The 22,291-nt window shown below is 66.8% G+C and carries 22 protein-coding genes; 6 read left to right on the forward strand and 16 right to left on the reverse strand.

Annotation, left to right across the window (positions count from 1 at the left end; all coding sequences use genetic code 11):
- Positions 1-32: 32 nt before the first annotated feature.
- The 6 genes from ispD to AC1DR7_RS02395 form a co-directional block, all read right to left on the reverse strand.
- Positions 33-731, reverse strand: coding sequence for a 2-C-methyl-D-erythritol 4-phosphate cytidylyltransferase (ispD, locus tag AC1DR7_RS02370; RefSeq protein WP_478076385.1), 699 nt, complete (start codon positions 729-731; stop codon positions 33-35).
- Complete coding sequence (gene ftsB, locus AC1DR7_RS02375; protein WP_256774132.1) at positions 728-1,078, reverse strand: cell division protein FtsB; 351 nt, start codon at positions 1,076-1,078, stop codon at positions 728-730. The genes ispD and ftsB overlap by 4 nt, the downstream gene beginning before the upstream one ends.
- Positions 1,079-1,083: 5 nt before the next feature.
- Positions 1,084-2,370 carry a phosphopyruvate hydratase gene (gene eno / locus AC1DR7_RS02380; RefSeq protein WP_256774133.1) on the reverse strand — a complete coding sequence of 429 codons (1,287 nt, stop codon included), beginning with the start codon at positions 2,368-2,370 and terminating at the stop codon, positions 1,084-1,086.
- A gap of 137 nt (positions 2,371-2,507) precedes the next feature.
- Positions 2,508-2,891, reverse strand: coding sequence for a hypothetical protein (locus AC1DR7_RS02385; RefSeq protein ID WP_478052853.1), 384 nt, complete (start codon positions 2,889-2,891; stop codon positions 2,508-2,510).
- Between the two features lie 7 nt (positions 2,892-2,898).
- A complete protein-coding gene (locus AC1DR7_RS02390; protein WP_457320780.1) occupies positions 2,899-4,563 on the reverse strand; it encodes a CTP synthase in 1,665 nt (554 codons plus the stop codon).
- Positions 4,564-4,944: 381 nt separating this feature from the next.
- On the reverse strand, positions 4,945-5,184 hold the full coding sequence (locus AC1DR7_RS02395; protein ID WP_256774136.1) for a hypothetical protein: 240 nt from the start codon (positions 5,182-5,184) through the stop codon (positions 4,945-4,947).
- Positions 5,185-5,347: 163 nt separating this feature from the next.
- Here AC1DR7_RS02395 and parE point away from each other — a divergent pair, with 163 nt between their 5' ends.
- Positions 5,348-7,237 carry a DNA topoisomerase IV subunit B gene (gene parE, locus AC1DR7_RS02400; protein WP_478052854.1) on the forward strand — a complete coding sequence of 630 codons (1,890 nt, stop codon included), beginning with the start codon at positions 5,348-5,350 and terminating at the stop codon, positions 7,235-7,237.
- A gap of 600 nt (positions 7,238-7,837) precedes the next feature.
- Complete coding sequence (locus AC1DR7_RS02405; protein WP_478052521.1) at positions 7,838-8,389, forward strand: GNAT family N-acetyltransferase; 552 nt, start codon at positions 7,838-7,840, stop codon at positions 8,387-8,389.
- Positions 8,390-8,887: 498 nt separating this feature from the next.
- On the opposite strand, the gene AC1DR7_RS02410 is transcribed toward AC1DR7_RS02405, so the two are convergent.
- Together AC1DR7_RS02410 and AC1DR7_RS02415 are read right to left on the reverse strand one after the other, a co-directional pair.
- The gene (locus AC1DR7_RS02410) at positions 8,888-10,009 is read right to left on the reverse strand and encodes an inorganic phosphate transporter (protein WP_457320542.1); all 1,122 of its coding nucleotides are present in this window, start codon (positions 10,007-10,009) and stop codon (positions 8,888-8,890) included.
- 13 nt (positions 10,010-10,022) lie between these two features.
- Positions 10,023-10,649: a DUF47 domain-containing protein gene (locus AC1DR7_RS02415; RefSeq protein WP_256776143.1), complete on the reverse strand. Its 627-nt coding sequence runs from the start codon at positions 10,647-10,649 to the stop codon at positions 10,023-10,025.
- 282 nt (positions 10,650-10,931) lie between these two features.
- Between AC1DR7_RS02415 and AC1DR7_RS02420 the strand changes: the two genes are divergently transcribed.
- Positions 10,932-12,242, forward strand: a complete 1,311-nt coding sequence (locus AC1DR7_RS02420; protein ID WP_256776144.1) for a CNNM domain-containing protein — start codon at positions 10,932-10,934, stop codon at positions 12,240-12,242.
- On the forward strand, positions 12,226-12,882 hold the full coding sequence (locus tag AC1DR7_RS02425) for an exopolysaccharide biosynthesis protein (RefSeq protein WP_256776145.1): 657 nt from the start codon (positions 12,226-12,228) through the stop codon (positions 12,880-12,882). Before AC1DR7_RS02420 ends, AC1DR7_RS02425 begins: the two co-directional genes overlap by 17 nt.
- 51 nt (positions 12,883-12,933) lie before the next feature.
- Here AC1DR7_RS02425 and AC1DR7_RS02430 read toward each other — a convergent pair whose 3' ends face one another.
- From AC1DR7_RS02430 to AC1DR7_RS02445, 4 genes are all read right to left on the reverse strand, one after another.
- On the reverse strand, positions 12,934-13,443 hold the full coding sequence (locus AC1DR7_RS02430; RefSeq protein ID WP_256776146.1) for a pyridoxamine 5'-phosphate oxidase family protein: 510 nt from the start codon (positions 13,441-13,443) through the stop codon (positions 12,934-12,936).
- Between the two features lie 165 nt (positions 13,444-13,608).
- Complete coding sequence (locus tag AC1DR7_RS02435; protein ID WP_256776147.1) at positions 13,609-14,595, reverse strand: LLM class flavin-dependent oxidoreductase; 987 nt, start codon at positions 14,593-14,595, stop codon at positions 13,609-13,611.
- 207 nt (positions 14,596-14,802) lie between these two features.
- On the reverse strand, positions 14,803-15,558 hold the full coding sequence (locus tag AC1DR7_RS02440; protein WP_478050971.1) for a sulfurtransferase: 756 nt from the start codon (positions 15,556-15,558) through the stop codon (positions 14,803-14,805).
- A gap of 54 nt (positions 15,559-15,612) precedes the next feature.
- Positions 15,613-15,978, reverse strand: coding sequence for a DUF6164 family protein (locus tag AC1DR7_RS02445; RefSeq protein WP_457320005.1), 366 nt, complete (start codon positions 15,976-15,978; stop codon positions 15,613-15,615).
- A 64-nt stretch (positions 15,979-16,042) separates the two neighbouring features.
- Between AC1DR7_RS02445 and AC1DR7_RS02450 the strand changes: the two genes are divergently transcribed.
- On the forward strand, positions 16,043-16,483 hold the full coding sequence (locus tag AC1DR7_RS02450) for an FKBP-type peptidyl-prolyl cis-trans isomerase (RefSeq protein WP_256776150.1): 441 nt from the start codon (positions 16,043-16,045) through the stop codon (positions 16,481-16,483).
- 9 nt (positions 16,484-16,492) lie between these two features.
- Complete coding sequence (locus AC1DR7_RS02455) at positions 16,493-17,740, forward strand: TIGR03862 family flavoprotein (protein ID WP_478050970.1); 1,248 nt, start codon at positions 16,493-16,495, stop codon at positions 17,738-17,740.
- 256 nt (positions 17,741-17,996) lie between these two features.
- On the opposite strand, the gene AC1DR7_RS02460 is transcribed toward AC1DR7_RS02455, so the two are convergent.
- The 4 genes from AC1DR7_RS02460 to AC1DR7_RS02475 form a co-directional block, all read right to left on the reverse strand.
- Positions 17,997-18,506, reverse strand: a complete 510-nt coding sequence (locus tag AC1DR7_RS02460; protein ID WP_478052636.1) for a GNAT family N-acetyltransferase — start codon at positions 18,504-18,506, stop codon at positions 17,997-17,999.
- The gene (locus tag AC1DR7_RS02465; RefSeq protein WP_256776153.1) at positions 18,506-20,128 is read right to left on the reverse strand and encodes an FMN-binding glutamate synthase family protein; all 1,623 of its coding nucleotides are present in this window, start codon (positions 20,126-20,128) and stop codon (positions 18,506-18,508) included. The genes AC1DR7_RS02460 and AC1DR7_RS02465 overlap by 1 nt, the downstream gene beginning before the upstream one ends.
- Before the next feature lie 30 nt (positions 20,129-20,158).
- A complete protein-coding gene (locus tag AC1DR7_RS02470) occupies positions 20,159-21,445 on the reverse strand; it encodes a nucleotide sugar dehydrogenase (RefSeq protein ID WP_478050968.1) in 1,287 nt (428 codons plus the stop codon).
- 296 nt (positions 21,446-21,741) lie between these two features.
- The gene (locus AC1DR7_RS02475) at positions 21,742-22,197 is read right to left on the reverse strand and encodes a BLUF domain-containing protein (protein ID WP_457320479.1); all 456 of its coding nucleotides are present in this window, start codon (positions 22,195-22,197) and stop codon (positions 21,742-21,744) included.
- Between the last annotated feature and the right edge of the window lie 94 nt (positions 22,198-22,291).

Genomic DNA, 22,291 nt, shown 5'->3' on the forward strand with positions numbered 1-22,291 from the left:
AAAAACCTGCGGTTGTGGCGCCGCGCGCGGACTCAGTATCCGCGACGCGACAGCTCGAATTCGAAACGGGACAGATCGGCCGGCGTGGTGACTTTGAAGTTGTCTTCGCTGCCTTCCACCAGCAACGGGCGCAGCCCCTGCCGCTCCATCGCCATGGYGTCGTCGGTGACCTCCACGCCGGCATCGGCGGCGTCCTGCAGCGCGCGCGCCAACTGGTGGCGGCGGAACAGCTGCGGGGTCAGCGCCCGCCACAGGCGGGCACGCGGTTCAGTGGCATCGATGCCGCCGTCGTCACCGGCACGCTTGAGGGTGTCGCGCACCGGCGCGGCCAGGATCGCCCCGACCGGATCGTTGCGCCCCACTTCCAGCAGCCGGCCCAGATCGGCGGCGGCCAGGTTGGGCCGCGCGGCGTCATGCACCAGCACGAAATCATCGGCACGCACGCTTTCGGGCAGCGCCTGCAGCCCGGCCAGCACCGATGCGGCACGGGTAGCGCCGCCGATGCAGGTCAGGATCGGCTTGTCGGCCAGCGCCTGCCAGCCCGGCCAGTCGGTGTCGCCCTCGGCGATGGCCACCATCACCCCGGCAACCACCGGGTGCGACAGCAGGGCTTCCAGCGTATGCGCCAGTAGTACCCGGTCGCCTGCGACCAGGTACTGTTTGGGTGTCTGTCCACCGAAACGGGTGCCGCGACCAGCGGCCGGCACCACCGCCCAGACCGTGCCCATCAGGGCACTTCCTGCGGCAGCGCTTCCGGCGGCGCCATGGCCGCCGGTCCGCGCGCAGGCGCGACCGGGGCATCTTCGACCACGCGGTAGAACTTCTCGCCAGGCTTGATCATGCCCAGCTCGCTACGCGCGCGTTCCTCGATCGCGGCCTGGCCTTCCTTGAGGTCCTTGACCTCGGCGGCCAGCGCGTCGTTGCGCTGTTGCAGACCGGCGTTGTCGCGCTGCTGGTTGGCGACCTGGGCCTCCAGGGTCATCACTTCCCCTGAATTGCCCGGGCCGAACCAGAAACGGTACTGCAGCCACGCCAGCAGCAGCGCGAGCAACAGCAGCGTCCAGCGCCAGTTGCGCATGGGGATCAGCGCTTCAGCGACACGAACGCGTCACGACCGGCGTAACGCGCACCGGCACCGAGGGCTTCTTCGATGCGCAGCAGCTGGTTGTACTTGGCCACGCGGTCGCTGCGGCACAGCGAGCCGGTCTTGATCTGGGTGGCGGTGGTGGCCACGGCGATGTCGGCGATGGTGGTGTCTTCGGTTTCGCCCGAACGGTGCGAGACGATCGAGGCATAGTTGGCCGCGTGCGCCATGGCGATCGCTTCCAGCGTCTCGGTCAGGGTGCCGATCTGGTTGACTTTGATCAGGATCGCGTTGGCGGTGCCGGACTCGATGCCTTCCTTGAAGATCTTCGGGTTGGTCACGAACAGGTCGTCGCCGACCAGCTGCACCTTGTTGCCGATGCGGTCGGTGAGCAGCTTCCAGCCGGCCCAGTCGTTCTCGGCCAGGCCGTCTTCGATGGTGATGATCGGGTACTGCGCGGCCCAGTCGGCCAGGAAGTCGACGAACTGCTCGGAGGTCAGGCGCTTGTTTTCGCCGACCAGGTTGTACTTGCCGTTCTCGAAGAATTCGCTGGAGGCCACGTCCAGGCCCAGCAGCACGTCTTCACCGGCGGTGTAGCCGGCTTTGCCGATGGCTTCCAGGATGGTGTCCAGCGCTTCGACGTTGCTGCGGAAGTCCGGCGCGAAGCCGCCTTCGTCGCCCACCGCGGTGCTCAGGCCGTGGCCCTTGAGCACCGACTTGAGCGAATGGAAGATTTCGGTGCCGGCGCGCAGCGACTCGGAGAAGGAGGTGAAGCCGACCGGCAGCACCATGAATTCCTGGAAGTCGACATTGTTGTCGGCATGCGCGCCGCCGTTGATGATGTTCATCATCGGCACCGGCAGGGTCACATCACGGCCATTGGCCAGGTGCTGCCACAGCGCCTGCTTCTTCGACGCCGCCACGGCGTGCGCGTTGGCCAGGGAAACCCCCAGCAGCGCGTTGGCGCCCAGGCGGCCCTTGTTCTCGGTGCCGTCCAGATCGATCAGGCGACGGTCCAGGCCTTCCTGGTCGGCGGCATCGAAGCCCTTGAGCGCATTGGCGATCGTGGTGTTGACGTTGGACACGGCATTGCGCACGCCCTTGCCCAGGTAGCGGGTCTTGTCGCCGTCGCGCAGTTCCACCGCTTCCTTGGTGCCGGTCGAGGCACCCGACGGAACCGCGGCGCGGCCGAACGAACCGTCCTCGAGGATGACTTCAGCTTCCAGCGTGGGATTGCCACGGCTGTCGAGGATTTCACGGGCGTGGATGCTGCGGATCGTGGTCATAGCGGGCCGGTTACCAGTCAGGAAGGGGAAACGCCAGAAAGTAGCGTTGAAAAGCTGCCGCGTGATTATCGCCATCCGCCTGCCGCTTGCCAAATCGGCATTGCGACGCGGTCGCCGGCCAACGCCGAGTCACGCGGTCAGAGCAGCGCAGGCACCAGCAGCACGGCCAGCAGCAACGCCATCAGCGCAAGCGCGGCGCCACCGCCGACGGCCTGCCGATGGAGCCGGATGGCCAGCACGCTGGCGATGAGGCCGCCGAGCAGGGTCGCCCCGCCCAGCGCGAGCGTGGCGTACAGGTACGGCGCGGTGGCCTGCATCGCGTGGCTGCCGTCACCGGGCATGCCGACACTGGCCATGACCAGCACCATCAACATGAAGGCACAGGCCCAGGCCCCGATCGACAGCAGCAGCGCGGCCCAGCCCCACGGCCAGGCGCGCCAGTGCCGGCGCTGGCGGCGCGCTTCCAGCGCCGCCCACGGATCCTGGCTCATGCCGGCCGCCCGCACCGATGGCGGCTGCATGCGGCGATCAGACGCCTGCTGCCTGCGGCAACGCGCCGCCGGCCTTGCGCTCGCGCGCCGCACGGATGAAGCCGATGAACAGCGGATGGCCTTCGCGCGGCGTGGACAGGAACTCCGGATGCGCCTGGCAGGCCAGGAACCACGCGTGCTGGTCGCGCGGCAGCTCGATCACTTCCACCAGGGTGTCATCCATCGACTTGCCGGCAATCACCAGGCCGGCGTCTTCCAGCTGGGTGCGGTAGCGGTTGTTGAACTCGTAGCGGTGGCGATGACGCTCGGACACGACATCCTTGCCGTACAGCTCGCGGGCCAGCGTGCCCGGCTTGAGCCGCTGCTCCTGCAGGCCCAGGCGCATGGTGCCACCGAGGTCGCTCTTGTCGTCGCGCTTTTCCACATCACCGGTGGCGGTGCGCCATTCGGTGATCAGGCCGATCACCGGATTAGGCGACTGGCGGTCGTTCTCGGTGCTGTTGGCACCGTCCAGGTTGGCCACGTGGCGGGCGAAATCGACCACTGCGGCCTGCATGCCGTAGCAGATGCCGAAGTACGGCACGTTCTGCTCACGGGCGAACTGCGAGGTCAGCACTTTGCCTTCGAAACCACGGTCACCGAAGCCGCCCGGCACCAGGATGCCGTCGACATCCTTCAGCGCGGCCATGTCGGTGCCTTCCAGCTCCTGTGCTTCCAGCCACTTCAGGTTGACCTTGGTGCGCTGGCGCAGGCCGCCATGCTTGAGCGCCTCGCCGACCGACTTGTAGGCGTCCTGGTGGTCCACGTACTTGCCGACCACCGCGATGGTGACCTCGTCCAGCGGGTGCAGGGTGGCGTCCACCGCCGCTTCCCACTCGGACAGATCGACCGGACCGGCCTTGTCGCCCAGCTTGAGCTGGTTGATGACGATCTCGTCCAGACCCTGCGCGTGCAGGCCCATCGGGATGCGGTACAGCACGTCCACATCCGGCACGCTGATCACCGCGCGCTCGGAAACGTTGGTGAACTGGGCGATCTTGCGGCGTTCCGAATCCGGCACGACCTGCTCGGAACGGCACAGCAGCACGTCCGGCTGGATGCCGATCGAGCGCAGTTCCTTGACCGAGTGCTGGGTCGGCTTGGTCTTCAACTCACCGGCCGCGGCGATGTACGGCACCAGGGTCAGGTGCATGAACAGCGCCATCTCCGGGCCGCGCTCGGTGCGGACCTGGCGGATGGCCTCCAGGAACGGCAGCGATTCGATATCGCCCACGGTGCCGCCGATTTCCACCAGCGCCACGTCGAAGCCTTCGGTGGCCTCGTCCATGCAGCGGCGGATTTCATCGGTGATGTGCGGGATGACCTGCACGGTGGCGCCGAGGTAGTCGCCGCGGCGCTCCTTGCGGATCACGTTCTCGTAGATGCGGCCGGTGGTGACCGAGTTCTTGCGGCTCAGGCGGGTGCGCACGAAGCGCTCGTAGTGGCCCAGGTCCAGGTCGGTCTCGGCGCCGTCGTCGGTGACGTAGACCTCGCCGTGCTGGAACGGGCTCATGGTGCCCGGGTCGACGTTGATGTACGGGTCGAGCTTCATCATCGTGACGCGCAGGCCACGGGCTTCAAGGATGGAGGCGAGTGACGCGGCGGCAATGCCTTTGCCGAGCGAGGACACTACGCCGCCGGTTACGAAGATCAAGGGAGTCATGGCTGGGGGTGTCCTGTCAGGAAGGGGGAGACGACGCCGGCGCGCGGGGCGACGGACGACGCAAAGGGAAAATGGAGGGGGATCGGGCCGCCGGCTGCGGAGGACACACGCGCCGGGGACGGGATCGGGGAAGCAGCGAAGCGGCCGGTCGGCGAGGTCGGGTTGGCCGTGCCGGTCGCTGAATGGACCGTCACCTCCTGCCTACCCTGCTGGCGATCGCGCACGATCAGGCCAGTCCATTCGCTGATGGATGACACATACTGCTCCCGGAAAGCGCTAGTTTACAGATTGAAGGCCACAAGCCCAAGCGCTGGCATGCGGCCTTCACAAAAAAAAGACGCCCCGGCAGTGCCGGGGCGTCCATGAGGGCATCGGAAGGGGTCAGCGCTTCTTCTTCGCCTCTTCCTCTTCTTCCTTCTGCGGGGCCTGCTCGCCCTTGGCCTTCATCTCGGCGGTGGCCTGGGCGCGGCGCTTGGCCTTGGCGTCGGCCTCGGACTGGGCCTTGTCGGCCTGCTCGCCCAGCTGCGGCGTGGGCTGGCCCTGTCCGGCGTTCTGCGCCATAGCCAGCGGCACGGCCAGGACGGCGGCGGCAATGGCAACGATGGTCAGCAACTTCTTCATGGGATGGCTCCTCGCGGTCTCGGCTTGGGATGGGGATTCCGGGGGACGGATTCCACCAGGCACAGTCTATCGAACCCCGGTCGGCCGGGCCCTGAACGTGTGGCGTGCAAAAAAACCGTCCAGACCGCAAACTTCGCCGTCGCTTTGCGCTTTATGAAGACAGATGAACGCCCGCTATAACGCCGCCGATATTGAAGTCCTGTCCGGCCTGGACCCGGTCAAGCGCCGCCCCGGCATGTACACCGACACCGCGCGCCCGAACCATCTGGCGCAGGAAGTCATCGACAATGCCGTCGACGAAGCCCTGGCCGGGCATGCCCGTACGGTCGAGGTCACCCTGTACAAGGATGGCAGCTGCGAGGTCAGCGATGACGGCCGTGGCATGCCCGTGGACATCCACCCCGAGGAGAAAATCCCCGGCGTCGAACTGATCCTGACCCGCCTGCACGCGGGCGGCAAGTTCAACAACAAGAACTACACCTTCTCCGGCGGCCTGCATGGCGTAGGCGTCAGCGTGGTCAATGCGCTGTCGACCCTGGTCGAGGTGCATATCAAGCGCGACGGCAGCGAACACCGCATCACCTTCCGCAATGGCGATCGCGCCACCCCGCTGGAAGTGGTCGGCAGCGTCGGCAAGAAGAACACCGGTACCCGCGTGCGGTTCTGGGCCGACCCGAAGTATTTCGATACGCCCAAATACAACCTGCGCGCGCTGCGCCATCTGCTGCGCGCCAAGGCCGTGCTGTGCCCGGGACTGACCGTCAAGTTGCGCGACGAAGCCACCGACGAGCAGGACAGCTGGTACTACGAAGACGGCCTGAGCGACTACCTCAAAGCCGAACTCGGCGAGCGCGAGATGCTGCCGGCCGATCTGTTCGTGGGCCACCTCAAGAAAGAAAATGAAATCGTGGACTGGGCCCTGGCCTGGATCCCCGAGGGTGAGCTGGTCCAGGAGAGCTACGTCAACCTGATCCCGACCGCCCAGCACGGCACCCACGCCAATGGCCTGCGTACCGGCCTGACCGAGGCGTTGCGCGAGTTCTGCGACTTCCGCAACCTGCTGCCGCGCGGCGTCAAGCTGGCCCCGGAAGATGTGTGGGACCGCGTGTCGTTCGTGCTGTCGCTGAAGATGACCGACCCGCAGTTCAGCGGCCAGACCAAGGAACGCCTGTCCTCGCGCCAGGCGGCCGGTTTCGTCGAAGGCGCCGCGCACGACGCCTTCAGCTTGCTGCTGAACCAGAACGTGGAGATCGGCGAAAAGATCGCCCAGCTGGCCATCGAGCGCGCCAGCGCGCGCCTGAAAACCGAAAAGCTGGTGACCCGCAAGAAGGTCACCCAGGGCCCCGCCCTGCCCGGCAAGCTGGCCGACTGCATCAGCCAGGATCTCTCGCGCACCGAGTTGTTCCTGGTCGAAGGCGACTCGGCCGGCGGCAGTGCCAAGCAGGCCCGCGACAAGGACTTCCAAGCGATCATGCCGCTGCGCGGCAAGATCCTGAACACCTGGGAAGTCTCTTCGGGCAGCGTGCTGGCCTCGGAGGAAGTGCACAACCTGGCCATTGCGATCGGCTGCGATCCGGGCAAGGACGACATCACCGGGCTGCGCTACGGCAAGGTGGTGATCCTGGCCGACGCCGACTCGGACGGCCTGCATATCGCGACGCTGCTGACGGCGCTGTTCCTCAAGCACTTCCCGGCGCTGGTCGATGCCGGCCACGTGTTCGTGGCGATGCCGCCGCTGTTCCGTATCGATGTGGGCAAGCAGGTGTTCTACGCCCTGGACGAGGAAGAAAAGCGCACGATGCTGGACAAGATCGAGCGCGAGAAGATCAAGGGCACGGTCAGCGTCACCCGCTTCAAGGGTCTGGGCGAAATGAACCCGCCGCAGCTGCGCGAATCGACCATCCATCCCGATACGCGTCGGCTGGTGCAGTTGACCATCGATGATGGCGAGCAGACCCATTCGCTGATGGACATGCTGCTGGCCAAGAAGCGCGCCTCCGACCGCAAGCAGTGGCTGGAGAACAAGGGCGATCTGGCATCGCTGGAAGTCTGATCCGCGCCTGACGCCGACGCAGGAGAGCCCGCCTCATGGCGGGCTTTTTCTTTGGGTTCCCGTCCCGATCAAGGGGCGGCTGATCCAGGGTCCGCAGCATTTTGAGTACGGCGATGCGGGGCTGGACGGGGTGTCTTGGATCGGGCGGTGTCTTCGCTCGGGTCTGTCGCGAGCGTGAGGGCCTCGTAGCAGCCGGTAGGCCCCTGGCGCAAATGTCCCCGAGCCGCGGGGCGGCCTCCTCCTTTATTTTGCCCAGGGGCCTACCGGCTGCTACGGGGCTCGGCTTGCGGTACGCAGGTGGAAGCCAGACTTTTCTGTCGCTGGTCGGTGGGTCGGGCGCTTGGCCCCCATGCCCTTGGAGGAGACCGGTAGTGCCGAGCCATGCTCGGCAAGTCGCWGGATGCCAGCGAAACAAAGGAGGACGCGGCCGCMGGCCGACGCCGGGGGCGTCGCCGGAAAGGCCATGGGYGCCCAGCGCCCGACCCCATCGACCGTCGCGTCATAAAAATCCAGAATGGGAGAGGCACCTGTTTTTGTTCCCGGCCCCGCCATAATTCCCCGACACGACCGGCCACGTGCCGGCTGCCGACACGGACTCCCATGCACTTCGATTCGACCCTGCAATTGCACAGCGCGCGCCTGGTGCTGAGCCCGATCCGCGCCAGCGACGGTACCGCGCTTTTTGCCATCCAGTCCGACCCGACGGTGATGCGCTACTGGAACCACGCGGCCTGGACGGAGTTGAAGCAGGCCTACGCGCAGATCCTCGACGACCTCGCCGCGATGGACGAGGGCATCCAGCTCAAGCTCGGCATCCGCGAGCAGGCCGACGGCCCACTGCTGGGCATCTGCGTGGTGTTCGGCATCGAGGAGGCCTCCGGGCGCGCCGAGATCGGCTACAACCTCGCCCCGCAGGCACAGGGCAAGGGCTACATGCACGAGGCGCTGCAGTGCTTTGTCGACTACCTGTTCGATGACCGCGGCCTGCGCCGGCTGGAAGCGGAGATCGATCCGCGCAACGCACCGTCTGCCAAGGTGCTGGAGCGCATCGGATTCCAGCGCGAAGGCCTGCTGCGCGAACGCTGGTGCGTGGGCGGGGAGCTGTCCGATTCGGCGTTGTACGGGTTGCTGGCACGGGAACGCGTCCGCTGAGTGGGTAGCGCCGAGCCACGCTCGGCGGTGGTCGGTGGGTCGGGCGCTGGGCGCCCATACCCTTTCCGGCGAATGTCCCCCGGGGTCGGCCTGCGGCCGCCCCCTCCTCCTTTATTTCGCCTCCAAGGGYATGGGCGCCCAGCGCCCGACTCACCGACCAGCGCCAAAAAAGCCTAGGTTCCGCTTAGCTCCGCAAGCCGAGCCCCGTAGGGGGCGGTAGGCTCCTGGGCAAAATAAAGGAGGAGGCCGCCAGGCCGGGGGACATTTGCGCCAGGGGCCTACCGGTCGCTACGGGGCCCTGACGCTCGCGACAGACCCAAGCGAAGACGCCACCTGATCCACGCCGCTCTTGGACAAACCAACCGCCGCGCGCCCTCTACTGCGGCAGTTGCAACAACACGCTCCCCCTATTCCTTGGGAGAAAAAACGAAAAACCCGCCTTTCGGCGGGTTTTTCGTTGCAGCCGAGCATGGCTCGGCACTACCGATTCAACGCGACTTACGCCCAGCCAAACAGCTCGAACAGGCGCAGGATCAGGTACGCACAGCCGCCGGCGGCCGGGATGGTCAGGATCCAGGCCCAGACGATGCGCTCGATCACGCCGAAGCGCAGCGAACGCGGGTTCTTGGCGTAGCCCACGCCCATGATCGCGGTGGAGATGCTGTGCGTGGTCGAGACCGGCATGCCGAAGTGCGCCGCCAGGGTCAGGATCGTGGCCGAGCTCGTCTCCGCGGCGAAGCCGTGGATCGGGTGCAGCTTCACCATCTTGTGGCCCAGCGTCTTGATGATCTTCCAGCCGCCCGAGGCCGTACCGGCCGCCATCACCACCGCACAGGTCAGCACGATCCACATCGCGATGCCGTCACCGGCGCTGGCATCGGGGTGCATGAAGGCCAGCCACGACGGCAGTTCGTTCAACGCACCGGTCGCCTCGGCGCCGATCAGGGTCATGGCGATGATGCCCATGGTCTTCTGCGCATCGTTGTGGCCGTGGGCAAAGCCCATGTAGGCCGCCGAGGCGATCTGTGCCTTGCCGAAGAACGCATTGACGATGCGCGGCCGCGCCATGCGCCCGAGCCAGCCACCGGCCTTGGCCATGCCGGCGATGATCGCCCACAGCAGCAGCATCACCAGAATGCCGAGCAGGAAACCTGCGATCGGCGAGGTGATCATCGGCAGGAACACCTTCCACAGCAGGCCCTTGTTCTGGGCCCAGGTGCCGATGCGTTCGGACCAGATCAGCGCATCCCAGTTGTTGTGGGCCGCGGCCAGGCCAGCGCCGCACAGGCCACCGATCAGGGCGTGCGAAGACGAGGACGGCAGCCCCTTCCACCACGTGATCAGGTTCCAGATGATGCCGCCCAGCAGCGCGCACAGGATCACCTGCGGGGTCACATCGACCACGTTGGTGTTGAGCAGGCCCGAGGCGATGGTCAGCGCCACGGCGGTGCCGGTCAGGGCGCCGAGGAGGTTCATGAAGGCCGCGAGCATCACCGCCCAGCCGGGCGAGAGCACTTTGGTCGCCACCACGGTGGCGATGGAGTTGGCGGTGTCGTGGAAGCCGTTGATGAACTCGAAGACGAGCGCGGCCAGGATCACCACCAGGACAAGGGTCAGCATGCTGTGGCGTCCGTCAGCTGTTCTTCAGCACGATCTGGTACGCCACCACACCGGCCTCGCGGCACCGGTCGATGGCCTTTTCCAGGATCTCGAAGAACTCCTTGAGCAGGAACATCTGCAGGTTGTCCAGGCGGCCGGAGTAGATGTCGCGGTACAGCTCGAGCATCAGCCGGTCGGCCTCGTTCTCCAGCGAGCGCAGCCGCTCGTTGAGCGCGGTCATCCGGTCCAGGTTCATGTGGCGCAGGTCGTTGACCATCTCCACCACCACGCTGGCGGCCTGCTCGAGCATCGCCGCGCGCGGCGCGAAATCGATGTGCTCCAGGTGCTGGGTGGCCAGCGAATAGCGGTCGGCGAACTTCTCGACCTGCTTGGGAATCTTGTACAGCGCCGAGCCCAGCGCTTCGATGTCCTCGCGCTCGATCGGGGTCATGAAGCTGTCCACCAGCGCCTGGCTGATCTTGTCCGAGGCGGCGCGTTCGCGCAGGCGGGCCAGCTTGAAGGCGTCCAGCGCAGGCTGGCGGTCGGCGTCGCGGAGCATCGCGTGCAGCGCCTTGGCGCTGTCCTGGGCGGCCTGGGCAGCCTCGTCCAGCAGGGTGTAGAACTGTTTGCCGGAGCCGAAAATGGTCTGCAGAGAGAACATTGAGAAACCTATTCGCCGTCGAGGAAGGACGGCACCGGGCGGAATTATGACGGTTTGATGTCCAATCCGGGTACTCCCCGTCATCTTCACGCTGGAACGGCCCAGTCTGAACGACTCTGGTTGCTCCCCTGCCCCGGCCTTTTGTTAAGATGCGCGGGCGCCTTCGGGCGCACTCTATGGACGACGACCCTTACCCCCCGCCGCACCGCCGCGCTTACGCGCCCTCCGGTAGCCGACATCGCTTGAACACGCCCTCCCTGCCACCAACCGGGGACGACGCCCGTGTTTGAACTGATTATTGTCCTGGCCCTGATCCTGCTCAACGGCTTCTTCGCCATGTCCGAGATGTCGGTCATGACCTCGCGCAAGAGCCGCCTCAAGCAGATGGCCAGCACCAGCAAGCGCGCCGAGCGCGCCCTGGAACTTTCTGAAAAGCCGGAGAGCTTCCTCTCCACGGTCCAGATCGGGATCACCCTGATCGGCATCCTGACCGGCGTGTTCGGTGGCGAGGCGATCGGCCTGGCCATCGCGACGTGGCTGCACGGGATGTTCCCGGCCTTTGCCTATTCGGGTGAGGTGGGCAAGGCGCTGGCGGTGGCCCTGATCACCTTCCTGACGTTGATCTTTGGCGAACTGGTGCCCAAGCGACTGGCGATCACCCGCTCGGAGGACATCGCCGGCCTGGTCGCGTGGCCGATGGGCTGGCTGTCACGGATCGCCTTCCCGGCGGTCTGGCTGCTCTCGCACAGCACCCGACTGGTGCTGCGCGTGCTGGGCCTGGGCAAGGACGAGGCCGCGTCGGTGACCGAAGAAGAGATCCGCATGCTGGTGGCCGAGAGCCACGAGGCCGGCGTGATCGACGCGCACGAGCGCGACATGATGAACCGGGTGATGCGCCTGGGCGACCGCACCGCCGACAGCCTGATGACCCCGCGCAACCGGATCGCCTGGCTGGACACCATGGCCGACCCGGAGAAGAACATCGCCACCATGCGCGAGAACGAGTTCTCGCGTTACCCGGTGTATCGCGGCAACGACCAGGACATCGTCGGCGTGCTGGAAGTGAAAAGCCTGGTCACCCGGCTGGTGCGCGATGACCATTCGCTGTTCCAGAACCTGCGCGAACCGCTGTACGTGTCCGAATCCACCCATGCGATGAAACTGCTGGAGATCTTCCGCGAAGAACAGCAGTCGATGGCGCTGGTGGTGGACGAGTACGGTGAAATCCAGGGCCTGGTGACGATCAGCGACCTGATGGGCGCGGTGGTCGGGCGCCTGCAGTCGGTGGAGAACGTGGACGAGGACGCGCTGGTGGTGATGCGCGAAGACGGCTCGTTCCTGGTCGATGGCTCGCTGTCGATCGAGGACCTGCGCGAACTGATGGGCAACGCCGAGCTGCCCGATGGCGAGGACGGCGACTACTACACGCTGGCCGGCATGTGCATCCACTACTTCGGGCGCATCCCGCACGCGGGCGAGTACTTCGACTGGGCCGGCTGGCGCATCGAGATCGTGGACCTTGATGGCGCGCGTGTGGACAAGCTGCTGCTGCGCACGCTGTCCGAAGAAGAGACCGATGAACTCACCGGCTGATCCGCCGACCCCGGCGCCGGGTCCGGACGAGTACCGCAACGAGGGCATCCGGACCCTGCTGGCGATGTTCGACCAGGGTGATCCGGACGCACGGCTGCTGCTGGGCAAGATCCTCCAGGACCTGCAGCAGAGCGCGTTCGGGGTGTTCCTGTTCGTGGCGATCCTGCCGGCGTTCATCCCGATCCCCGGCGTGGCCGGCGCGGTGAGCGGTCCGTTGATCCTGTTGATCGGGGCGCAGATGCTGTTCGGCCTGCATCGGCCGTGGCTGCCGAAATTCATTGCCCGCCGCGGGCCCAGGCGCGGCACGATGCACCGTTTCCTGGCGCGCATCGACAGGCCGCTGCGGCGCCTGGACCGGCTGCTGAAGCCGCGCATGCCGGCACTGGTGGTGCCGTATCCGGCGCATGCGTTCACCGGGCTGCTGCTGATCCTGGTCGCGGTGCTGCTGTCGCTGCCGATTCCCTTCACCAACTACCTGTTCGGCTTCCAGCTGCTGTTGTTCGCGCTGGCGCTGCTCGAACGCGATGGGATGTTGATGCTGTTCAACTGGATCGGCGCGGTCGCCGCAGTGCTGTTCTTCGGATTCAGCTCGGGCCAGCTGCTGAGCTACACGGTGGAGCAGTTCCAGCGCTGGTTCTGAGGCGCCGGGTAGAGCCGACCGTGGGTCGGCTGCACCCCGGCCACCGGGACGTCATGCCCCGGGCTTGAGATCCACGGTGCCCGTATCGGACAACGTACCGGGATCATCGGTCACCGCCGACAACACGAAATACAGCGCCTTGCCCAGCAAGCCGCCCGGGCCATCCCAGTACTCGGCCGATTCGGCGCTGACGTGGATCAGGCGCAGGTTGGGATCGTCCTTGCCGCCCGGGAAGAACACCTTCATCGCCGGCGACCACAGTTCCTCGATCTTGGCGCGGTCATCCACCACGCGCGCGGTGCCGGAGACGGACACATAGGTGTTGCCCGAGGGCGACGAGTAAGACACGTTGACGCGCGGATTGAGCGCCAGCTCGGCCACCTTGGGGCTGTGGGCTTCCGTGGCGAACCACAGGTCACCATCGAATTCGACTTCCTGGGTGCCGAGCGGGCGGCTGTACAGACGCCCATCGACGCCGACGGTAGTGAACATGGCGATGTCGACATCGCGGATCATGCCGGCGAGTTGTTTGATGTGCTGTTGGCGATCGAGCTCTGCCATGGGGTAACTCCTGCAACGGGAGCCACCATCACAGCCGATCGGCAGCCACGGCCGTGTGAATCGCAGGGTCACACCACCTTCGCATCCTTCCCGGGAGAGCCACGCCATGCGTGGCTGCCCCCTTCAACAGGGCCGGCATTGCGTCAGCCACGCATGGCGTGGCGCTTAACTGTTCGCCTTCCACGCCTGCATCGCCAGACCGAACGAACGCTTGCGTGCGGCGTGGTCGTAGATGTTGGCGGTGATCAGGATTTCATCGGGTTTGTGCCGCGCGGCGAACGCCGCCATGCCCTCGCCGACCTGGCGCACATCGCCCACCACCGCGCAAGCCAGTGCGCTCTGCACCCCCTGCTTTTCATGCGGCTGCCAGAACGCTTCGATGTCGTCGATCGGCGGCGGGATCAGGCCGGGCTTGCCACGGCGCAGATTGACGAAGCTCTGCTGCTGGGTGGTGAACAGGCGCTTGGCCTCCGCTTCGGATTCGGCGGCGACCACGTTCAAGCCGAGCACCGCGTACGGCGCGTCCAGATATTGCGAACGACGGAACTCGCTGCGGTACACCGCCAGCGCCTGGTCCATCGCATCCGGGGCGAAGTGCGAGGCGAAGGCGAACGGCAGGCCCATCGCGGCAGCCAGGCGAGCGCTGAACAAGCTGGAGCCAAGCAGCCACACCGGCACCGGGATGCCCGCGCCGGGCACGGCACGCACCGCCTGGCCGGCCTGCGCCGGTTCGAAGTAGTGCAGCAGCTCGCGCACGTCCTGCGGGAACTGGTCGGCGCTGTCGAAGTAGCGACGCAGCGCGCGGGCGGTGGGCTGGTCGGTGCCGGGCGCACGGCCCAGGCCGAGGTCGATGCGGTCCGGATACAGCGAGGCCAGGGTGCCGAACTGCTCGGCCACCTGCAGCGGCGAGTGGTTGGGCAGCATGATCCCGCCGGCGCCGACGCGGATGCGGCGAGTGCCACCGGCCACGTGGCCGATCAGCACCGCAGTGGCGGCGCTGGCGATGCCGGGCATGTTGTGGTGTTCAGCCAGCCAGTAGCGATGGAAGCCCCAGCCCTCGGCGTGCTGGGCCAGGTCCAGCATGTTGGCGAAGGCCTGGGTCGTGTCACTGCCCTCACAGACCGGGGCCAGATCAAGAATCGACAGTTGCATGCGCGCGTTCCATCCAGAAGTCATGCCACCGACATGGGGCCGGCGCTGACGTGCCGCCAGTGCCGGCAGCGGGACGCTGATTCCTGCGGTTCGGGTTCGTGAGGTTGCTCGATGAAGCTCGGGCCGCAGGTTGCTGGGCTGCCGAGCATGGCTCGGCACTACCTGAAACAGGTGACCGGCCGCCCCGGCACCCTCGGAAAACCGCCCTCAGGCCGCCCCGGTCCCCGGTTGATCAACCAGCGGCTTCAGTTCGGCGTCCAGCGCCACGCGCTCGTCGAATACGAAACAGCGGCCCGCATACCCTTCACCACCCACCGCCTCGAAATAACCGAGGATGCCGCCGTCCAGCTGCAGCACGTTGTCCATGCCGTCATTGCGCATCCACAGCGCGGCCTTCTCGCAGCGGATGCCGCCGGTGCAGAAGCTGACCACGGTGCTGTCACGCAGGGCCTCTCGGTGCGGAGCCAGCGCATCCGGCAGGTCGGTGAACTTGGTGATCGGCAGCACCAGCGCATCCTGGAAGGTGCCGTACTCGATTTCCTGGATGTTGCGGGTATCCAGCATCACCACCGGCTTGCCAGCATCGTCGTGACCCTGGCGCAGCCAGCGCTGCACGGTGGCCGGGTCGACGGACGGGGCGCGCGGATAGGCCAGCGGCTGGCCGTCATCGATGCGGAAGCTGATGATTTCCGGCTTGACCTTGGCCTTGAGCCGCGCGAACGGCTGCATCTGGCTGTAGCTGGTCTTGACCCGCAGCCCGGCAAAACGCGGGTCGGCCTGCAGGGGGGCGTAGAAGCCGTCGATGCCCGGCTCACTGCCGGCCAGGAACAGGTTGATGCCCTCGCCCGCCACCAGGATGGTGCCGCGCAGCCCTGCGGCGGTTGCCCGCTCCAGAAGGGTCGCGCACAGCGCATCCGGGTCGGCGATGGGGGTGAAGTGGTAGGCGGCGGTATTGGCGATCATCGGCCCATTATAAATCGCGCCGGCCGCACCGCCGGGCCCACCGCCGGCGGTGATTCAGCCCCGCAGCAGTACGAATGGCAGCAGTACCAGCGCCGCCGCAGCCAGCATGCCCAGCAGCATGGCGACCACGAACAGCGGTCGGCGCTGGAGGAGGCTGCCGAAGGTTTCGGCGGTGCCATCACGCAGCGCGGCCTCCCGTTCGGCACGCACGCGCACGCCGCGGGCCTCCTGGTAGGGCGCCATCAGCGCCTTGGCGCGCGGCAGGTCGTCATTGTCGCGGATCCAGATTCCGCCCCAGGAGATGCCCCACGGGCTGGGTTCGGTGCGGTAATGGGCGATGCCCGCCTGGTCCAGCAGGGCGGTCACGTCCTGGATTTCATCGTCCGCGACGTTGCGCAGGTTGAGCAGCAGTTTCGACATGTGCCCATGATAGCGCCCGGCGATGCGCTACCCTTGCGTCCCGTTTTTGCGATCCGGAGCCGCCATGCGTCGCCTGTCCTCCTACCTGCTTGCTCCCCTGGCACTGCTGGCGCTCGCCGGCTGCACCCCGCCTGGCCCGCCGCCGGGTGGCAGCATCGCCCAGTTCGAGAAGATCGATACCCAGCCGGGCACTGGCGCCGAGGCCACTCCAGGCAACAAGGTCACCGTGCATTACACCGGTTGGATCTATGACGAGCGCGCCGCTGACAAGCATGGCGAGAAGTTCGACAGCTCGGTCGACCGTGGCGAACCCTTCACCTTCAACCTGGGCCAGGGCCAGGTCATCAAGGGTTGGGACGAAGGCTTTGCCGGCATGAAGGTGGGCGGCAAGCGCACCCTCATGATCCCGGCCGAGTACGGCTACGGCGACCGTGGCGCCGGCCCGATCCGCCCCGGTTCTTCGCTGGTGTTCGATGTCGAGCTGCTCGACGTCAAGCCGAACTGAGTTTGCCGCATGCGTAGTCCAGACAGCGCGCCGCGGCGCGTGGCGATCATCGGCGGTGGCCCGGCCGGGCTGATGGCCGCCGAAACCGTGCGCGCCGCCGGCCACCACGTCGATGTGTATGAAGCCAAGGGGTCGCCGGGACGCAAGTTCCTGATCGCCGGCAAGGGCGGTTTGAACCTGACGCATTCGGATCCGCACGCGCTGTTCGTCTCGCGCTACCGCGAGCGCGCGGCCGACGTGGGCGCATGGCTGGCCGATTTCGACGGGCCGGCGCTGCGCGGGTGGGCCCACGGATTCGGGGTGGACACCTACGTGGGCAGCTCGGGCCGGGTATTCCCGGTCGACCGCAAGGCCGCCCCGCTGCTGCGCGGCTGGGTGCGCCGCTTGAAGGAACAGGGCGTGCGCCTGCATGTGCAGCACCGCTGGACCGGCTGGCAGGACGATGGCGCACTACGTTTCGACACGCCCAACGGCGAGGTGGACGTGCACGCCGATGCGGTGGTGCTGGCGATGGGCGGCGGCAGCTGGCCCGAGCTGGGCTCCGACGCCGCGTGGGTGGCGCCGCTGGCCGCGCGTGGCGTGGACATCGCCCCCCTGCAGCCGGCCAACTGCGGCTTCGACATCGACTGGACCACCTACTTCCGCGAGCGCCAGGCCGGCGCCCCGTTGAAGCCGGTGGTGGCCTACTGGACCGCGCTGGACGGCCAGCTCCGGTCGCAGCAGGGCGAGTGCGTGATCAGCGCCGACGGTATCGAGGGCAGCCTGATCTATGCGATGGCCGCCGACCTGCGCGACACCCTCGCCCGCGACGGCCGGGTGCACCTGCACCTGGACCTGCTGCCGGGCCAGACCGAAGCGCAGGTCCTGGACAAGCTGCAGCGTCCGCGCCAGGGCCGCAGTTTCGGCGAGCACCTGCGTCGCCAGCTGGGCCTGGGCGGGGTCAAGTCGGCGCTGCTGTTCGAAATCCTGGGCAAGGACGCCGGTCAATTGCCACCGCCGCGCATCGCCGCCGCGCTCAAGCGCCTGCCGCTGCCCCTGCTGCGCCCGCGTCCGATCGCGGAGGTGATCAGCAGCGCCGGTGGCGTGCGGCTGGAAGCGCTCGATACGCAGCTGATGCTGCGCGATCTACCGGGTACTTTCTGCGCCGGCGAGATGCTGGACTGGGAAGCGCCGACCGGGGGCTACCTGCTCACTGCCTGCTATGCGAGCGGGTTGCGGGCGGGGCGCGGGGTGGTGGAGTACCTGCGCAACCTGTGACCGGTTGTGCCGGCCGTTGGCCGGCGCTGCCGGATGCGTCCGACGGTGTTGCGGAGCCGGCCAGCGGCCGGCACTACCTTGGTGCTTCTGACGATGCTGAGGAGCCGGCCAGCGGCCGGCACTACCAGGTGCTTCTGACGATGCTGAGGAGCCGGCCAGCGGCCGGCACTACCTTGGTGCTTCTGACGGTGCTGAGGAGCCGGCCAGCGGCCGGCAATAGCGGGGTGGTTGCGACGGTGGTGCGCGCCGGCCGGGATCAGCCGCGTTGCATGCGCACCGACGCCAGGGCAACGCCGCTGGGGTGCGGGTAGGTTTCTTCGCGCAGCGGTTTGAATCCGGCACGCTGGTAAAACGGTACCGCATTGAGCGAGGCCGACAGCACCAGCGGGCGGGTCGGATCGGTCAGCGCCTGCAGCGCGTGCATCAGCACGCTGCCGATGCCACGCCCGCCGTAGTCGGGGTCGACAAACAACGCATCGATCTCGTTGCCCTGCTGATCGATCACGCCATAGCCCAGCAGCGTGCCCGCATCGTCCTCGGCGACGATGCAGCCGCCCTGCCCGATCAGCTCACGATAATGCGCAGGCGGCCGCGAGGCGGCCCACGGCGCGATCACCTCGGGCGGATAGGCTGCGCTACACAGCTCGCGCACGCAGCGGGTGCGCAGCACCCACAGGGCATCGGCCTCCTCCGGGCGTCCACGCCGCAATATCGGGCCCTGCCCGGCTGCATGCGTGTCCTGTGGCGGTCCGATCGCATCCGCCATCAGCGCGACTTGCTCGTGCGCAGCGCCTGGATCCGCGCCGGCGGCTGGAACGAATCACTGCGCGCATCGCCCCAGTAATCATGGAACACGGCGTGATCGGGCACCTGCCGCAGCAGCTCGCCCGGACTCAGATAACGGTACAGCGAGGCCAGCGAGCGGATTTCCACCGGCGACACCCGCCGCAGGATGTGCTCGGGTCCCAGCTCGGACGGGTGGTTCAAGCCGGCCGCGCACAGCAGGTCGCGCAGCGCGCGCACGGTGTTGTCGTGGTAGCTGTGCACGCGGGTGGCTTTGTCCACGGCATCCAGGTGACGCCAGCGGTTCGGATTCTGGGTGGCGATACCGGTCGGGCACTTGTCGGTGTGGCAGCTCAGCGACTGGATGCAGCCCAGCGCGAACATGAAGCCACGCCCGGCATTGCACCAGTCCGCGCCAAGCGCGATGGTGCGTGCGATCTCGAACGCACTGGTCACCTTGCCGGCCGCGCCGATCCTGATGCGGTCGCGCAGGTCCAGCCCGACCAGGGTGTTGTGCACCAGCAGCAGCGCTTCGTGCATTGGCACGCCGACATGGTCGACGAACTCGGCCGGGGCCGCACCGGTACCGCCTTCGGCGCCATCGACCACGATGAAGTCCGGCAGCAGCCCGGTTTCCTGCATGGCCTTGGCAATACCGAACCACTCCCACGGATGTCCGATGGCCAGCTTGAAGCCGACCGGCTTGCCACCGGACAGCTCGCGCAGCCGCGCCACGAACTGCAGCAGCTCCACCGGGGTACTGAACGCGGAATGCTTGGACGGCGACACACACTCCACGCCCACCGGCACGCCGCGGGTGATCGCGATTTCCGCGCTGACCTTGGCTGCCGGCAGCACCCCGCCATGACCGGGCTTGGCGCCCTGCGACAGCTTGATCTCGATCATCTTGACCTGGTCATGGGTGGCGTTGGCGACGAACTTCTCTTCGCTGAAGTGCCCATCATCGCCCCGGCAACCGAAGTAACCCGAGCCGATTTCCCAGACCAGATCACCGCCCATTTCCCGGTGATACGGCGAAATCGAGCCTTCGCCGGTGTCATGGTAGAAACTGCCACGCCGCGCGCCTTCGTTGAGTGCGCGGATCGCGTTGGCCGACAGCGAGCCGAAGCTCATTGCCGAAATATTGAACACGCTGGCCGAATACGGCTTGGCGCAGTTGGGCCCGATCAGCACGCGGAAATCGCTGTGCGCGATCTCGGTCGGCGCCAGCGAATGGTTGATCCACTCGTAGTCCACCGCATAGGTGCTGCGCAGCGTACCGAACGGCACCACGTCCATTTCATTCTTGGAGCGCTGGTAGATCAGCGCGCGCTGCTGCCGCGAAAACGGCACGTCCTCCAGGTCGCTCTGCACGAAGTACTGGCGGATCTCCGGGCCGATCGATTCCAGCCCGTAACGGAAGTGCGCCATCACCGGGTAGTTGCGACGCAGCGTGCTGCGTTTCTGCAGCAGATCCCAGGTGCCCAGGAGGGCGAGCGCGGCGGTCACGCCCACGCCCCAGTACCAGGCCGGCCAGATCGTGGCCAGCCACAGGCAGACCGGAAACAGCAGGATGGCGAGCATGTAAACCAGGTAACGATGCATGGCTTTCCTCGATCAATAACGCGTTCGAGTCTACAACCGGCCGTCCACCACGTCCCGCGGCCATACCGACTTGACGTCGTAGACCACGCCACCGGGCGCGAGCAGCGCGCCGATGGCGGCGGCATCGAAGGCGCGGAACTGGTCATGCGCCACCGCCAGTACCACCGCGTCGAACGCGCCGGGCGCGGCCTGCTCCACCCAGTGCACGCCACTGCCAGCCAGCGCCGCCGGGCCTACCCAGGGGTCCTGCACGTCCACGTGCGCGCCACTGGCCTGCAGGGTCTGCGCCAGCTCCAGCGCACGGCTGTTGCGCAGGTCCGGGCAGTTCTCCTTGAACGTCACCCCAAGCACCAGGATGCGCGCGTCGGACGGTGCCTTGTCGCGCCCGGCCAGCAGGGCCAGCACACGCTGCGCCACGTGGGCGCCGACCCGGTTGTTGACCTGGCGGGCGGTGTGGATCAGATCCGGGTGGTAGCCCACGCTCTCGGATTTGTGCAGCAGGTAATACGGGTCCACGCCGATGCAGTGGCCGCCGACCAGGCCGGGGCGGAACGGCAGGAAATTCCACTTGCTGCCGGCCGCGTCGAGCACGTCCTGGGTATCGATGCCGAGCCGGTCGAAGATCAACGCCAGCTCGTTGACCAGCGCGATGTTGACGTCGCGCTGGATGTTTTCGATCACCTTGGCCGCTTCGGCCACGCGGATCGACGGTGCCGGCCAGGTGCCGGCGGTGATGATCCCGGCGTAAAGCGCATCGACCACCGCGGCGACCTCGACGGTCGACCCGGAGGTGATCTTGCGGATGTCCGCCAGGCGCCGCTGGCGATCCCCCGGGTTGATCCGCTCCGGGCTGTAGCCGCAGTAGAAATCCTCGTTGAAGCGCAGGCCAGAACCGGCTTCCAGCAGCGGCACGCACACTTCTTCGGTGGTGCCCGGGTACACGGTGGATTCGTAGATGACCAGATCGCCCGGCTTGAGCACGTTGGCAATCAGCGTGGAGGCGCTGCGCAGCGGTGCAAGGTCCGGCTGCTCGAAGGCGTCGATGGGGGTCGGCACGGTCACGATATAGACGTTGCAATCGACCAGCTCGGCCGGGTCGTGGCTGTAACGCGCCTGCACCGCCGCCGCCAGTTCGTGCGGCTCCATCTCCAGGGTGTGGTCGTGGCCGCGCTGCAGTTCCTGTACGCGCGCACGATCGATGTCGTAGCCCACTGTGGGCTGGCGGCACCCGAAGGCAACGGTCAGCGGCAGGCCGACGTAGCCCAGCCCGATCACCGCGATCCGCGCCTGCACGGCAGCGCCGACAGCGGCGGCCATCAGCCCCGCCTCCGCGCGGGATCGGCACGGAAAGCGCAACGCAGGAAGCAGGAAGAACTCATGGAGGGGGCTGCGCCAGGGAACGAGTAGTACAAGCCTAACGCGGGAGCACCGCCGCCACAAAGAACAAAGCCGCCGTCCGCGGAGAGTACGGACGACGGCCAACAAGTGGTCCAGCTGCGGTTACTACCCTTTCAGAACAGCCTGACGGAATTTCCGCAGGACCGGTCACAGCTGGTAGGAAGATAATAGGCAACCACTCGTGAGAATCGTGTTACGAGTAAAGAACCGTTCCGTTACGAGCCCAGCATCACCGCCGCCGGCTCCAGCTCACCCGACACGCCGGTCCACAATTCAAGCAGCCGTGCAAAGCCGACCGGGCCGTGCCCGTCGAAACCCGGGGCCACATTGAAGCCTTCCCAGGGCCGTTCGATCATGCCGGTGAGCACAGCCGGTTCGATCGCCGCGGAGGTCATCGTCCAGCGCGGGAAATGCCGGGTGGCCACGGTTCCGCGCGCCAGTTCGCGCAGGTGCAGATGACTTCGCGCATTGGCCACCCGCTGGTAGACCGAATCGACGCCGTCTTCGGGTCCCTCGAAGTACTGCAGGAAACGGGTGCCATCGAACATCAGCACCCCGGTGACGCCGGCCACCTTGTTGAAACTGGATGCCGCCATCAGGATCCGATCGATATCCGATGCCTGGATCCCTTCAAAGGCGACGCTGGTATAGGCGATCGCACGCAATGGCATGCTCGTGTAGCCCCCTGTTGACTACCCAGACTATGCCACGAAGCTGTACACCCAGGTCGATGAGAACTGTGCGCGCCAGCACACGCTGACCTGC

It is taken from the genome of Stenotrophomonas sp. P5_A9 (assembly GCF_056400525.1).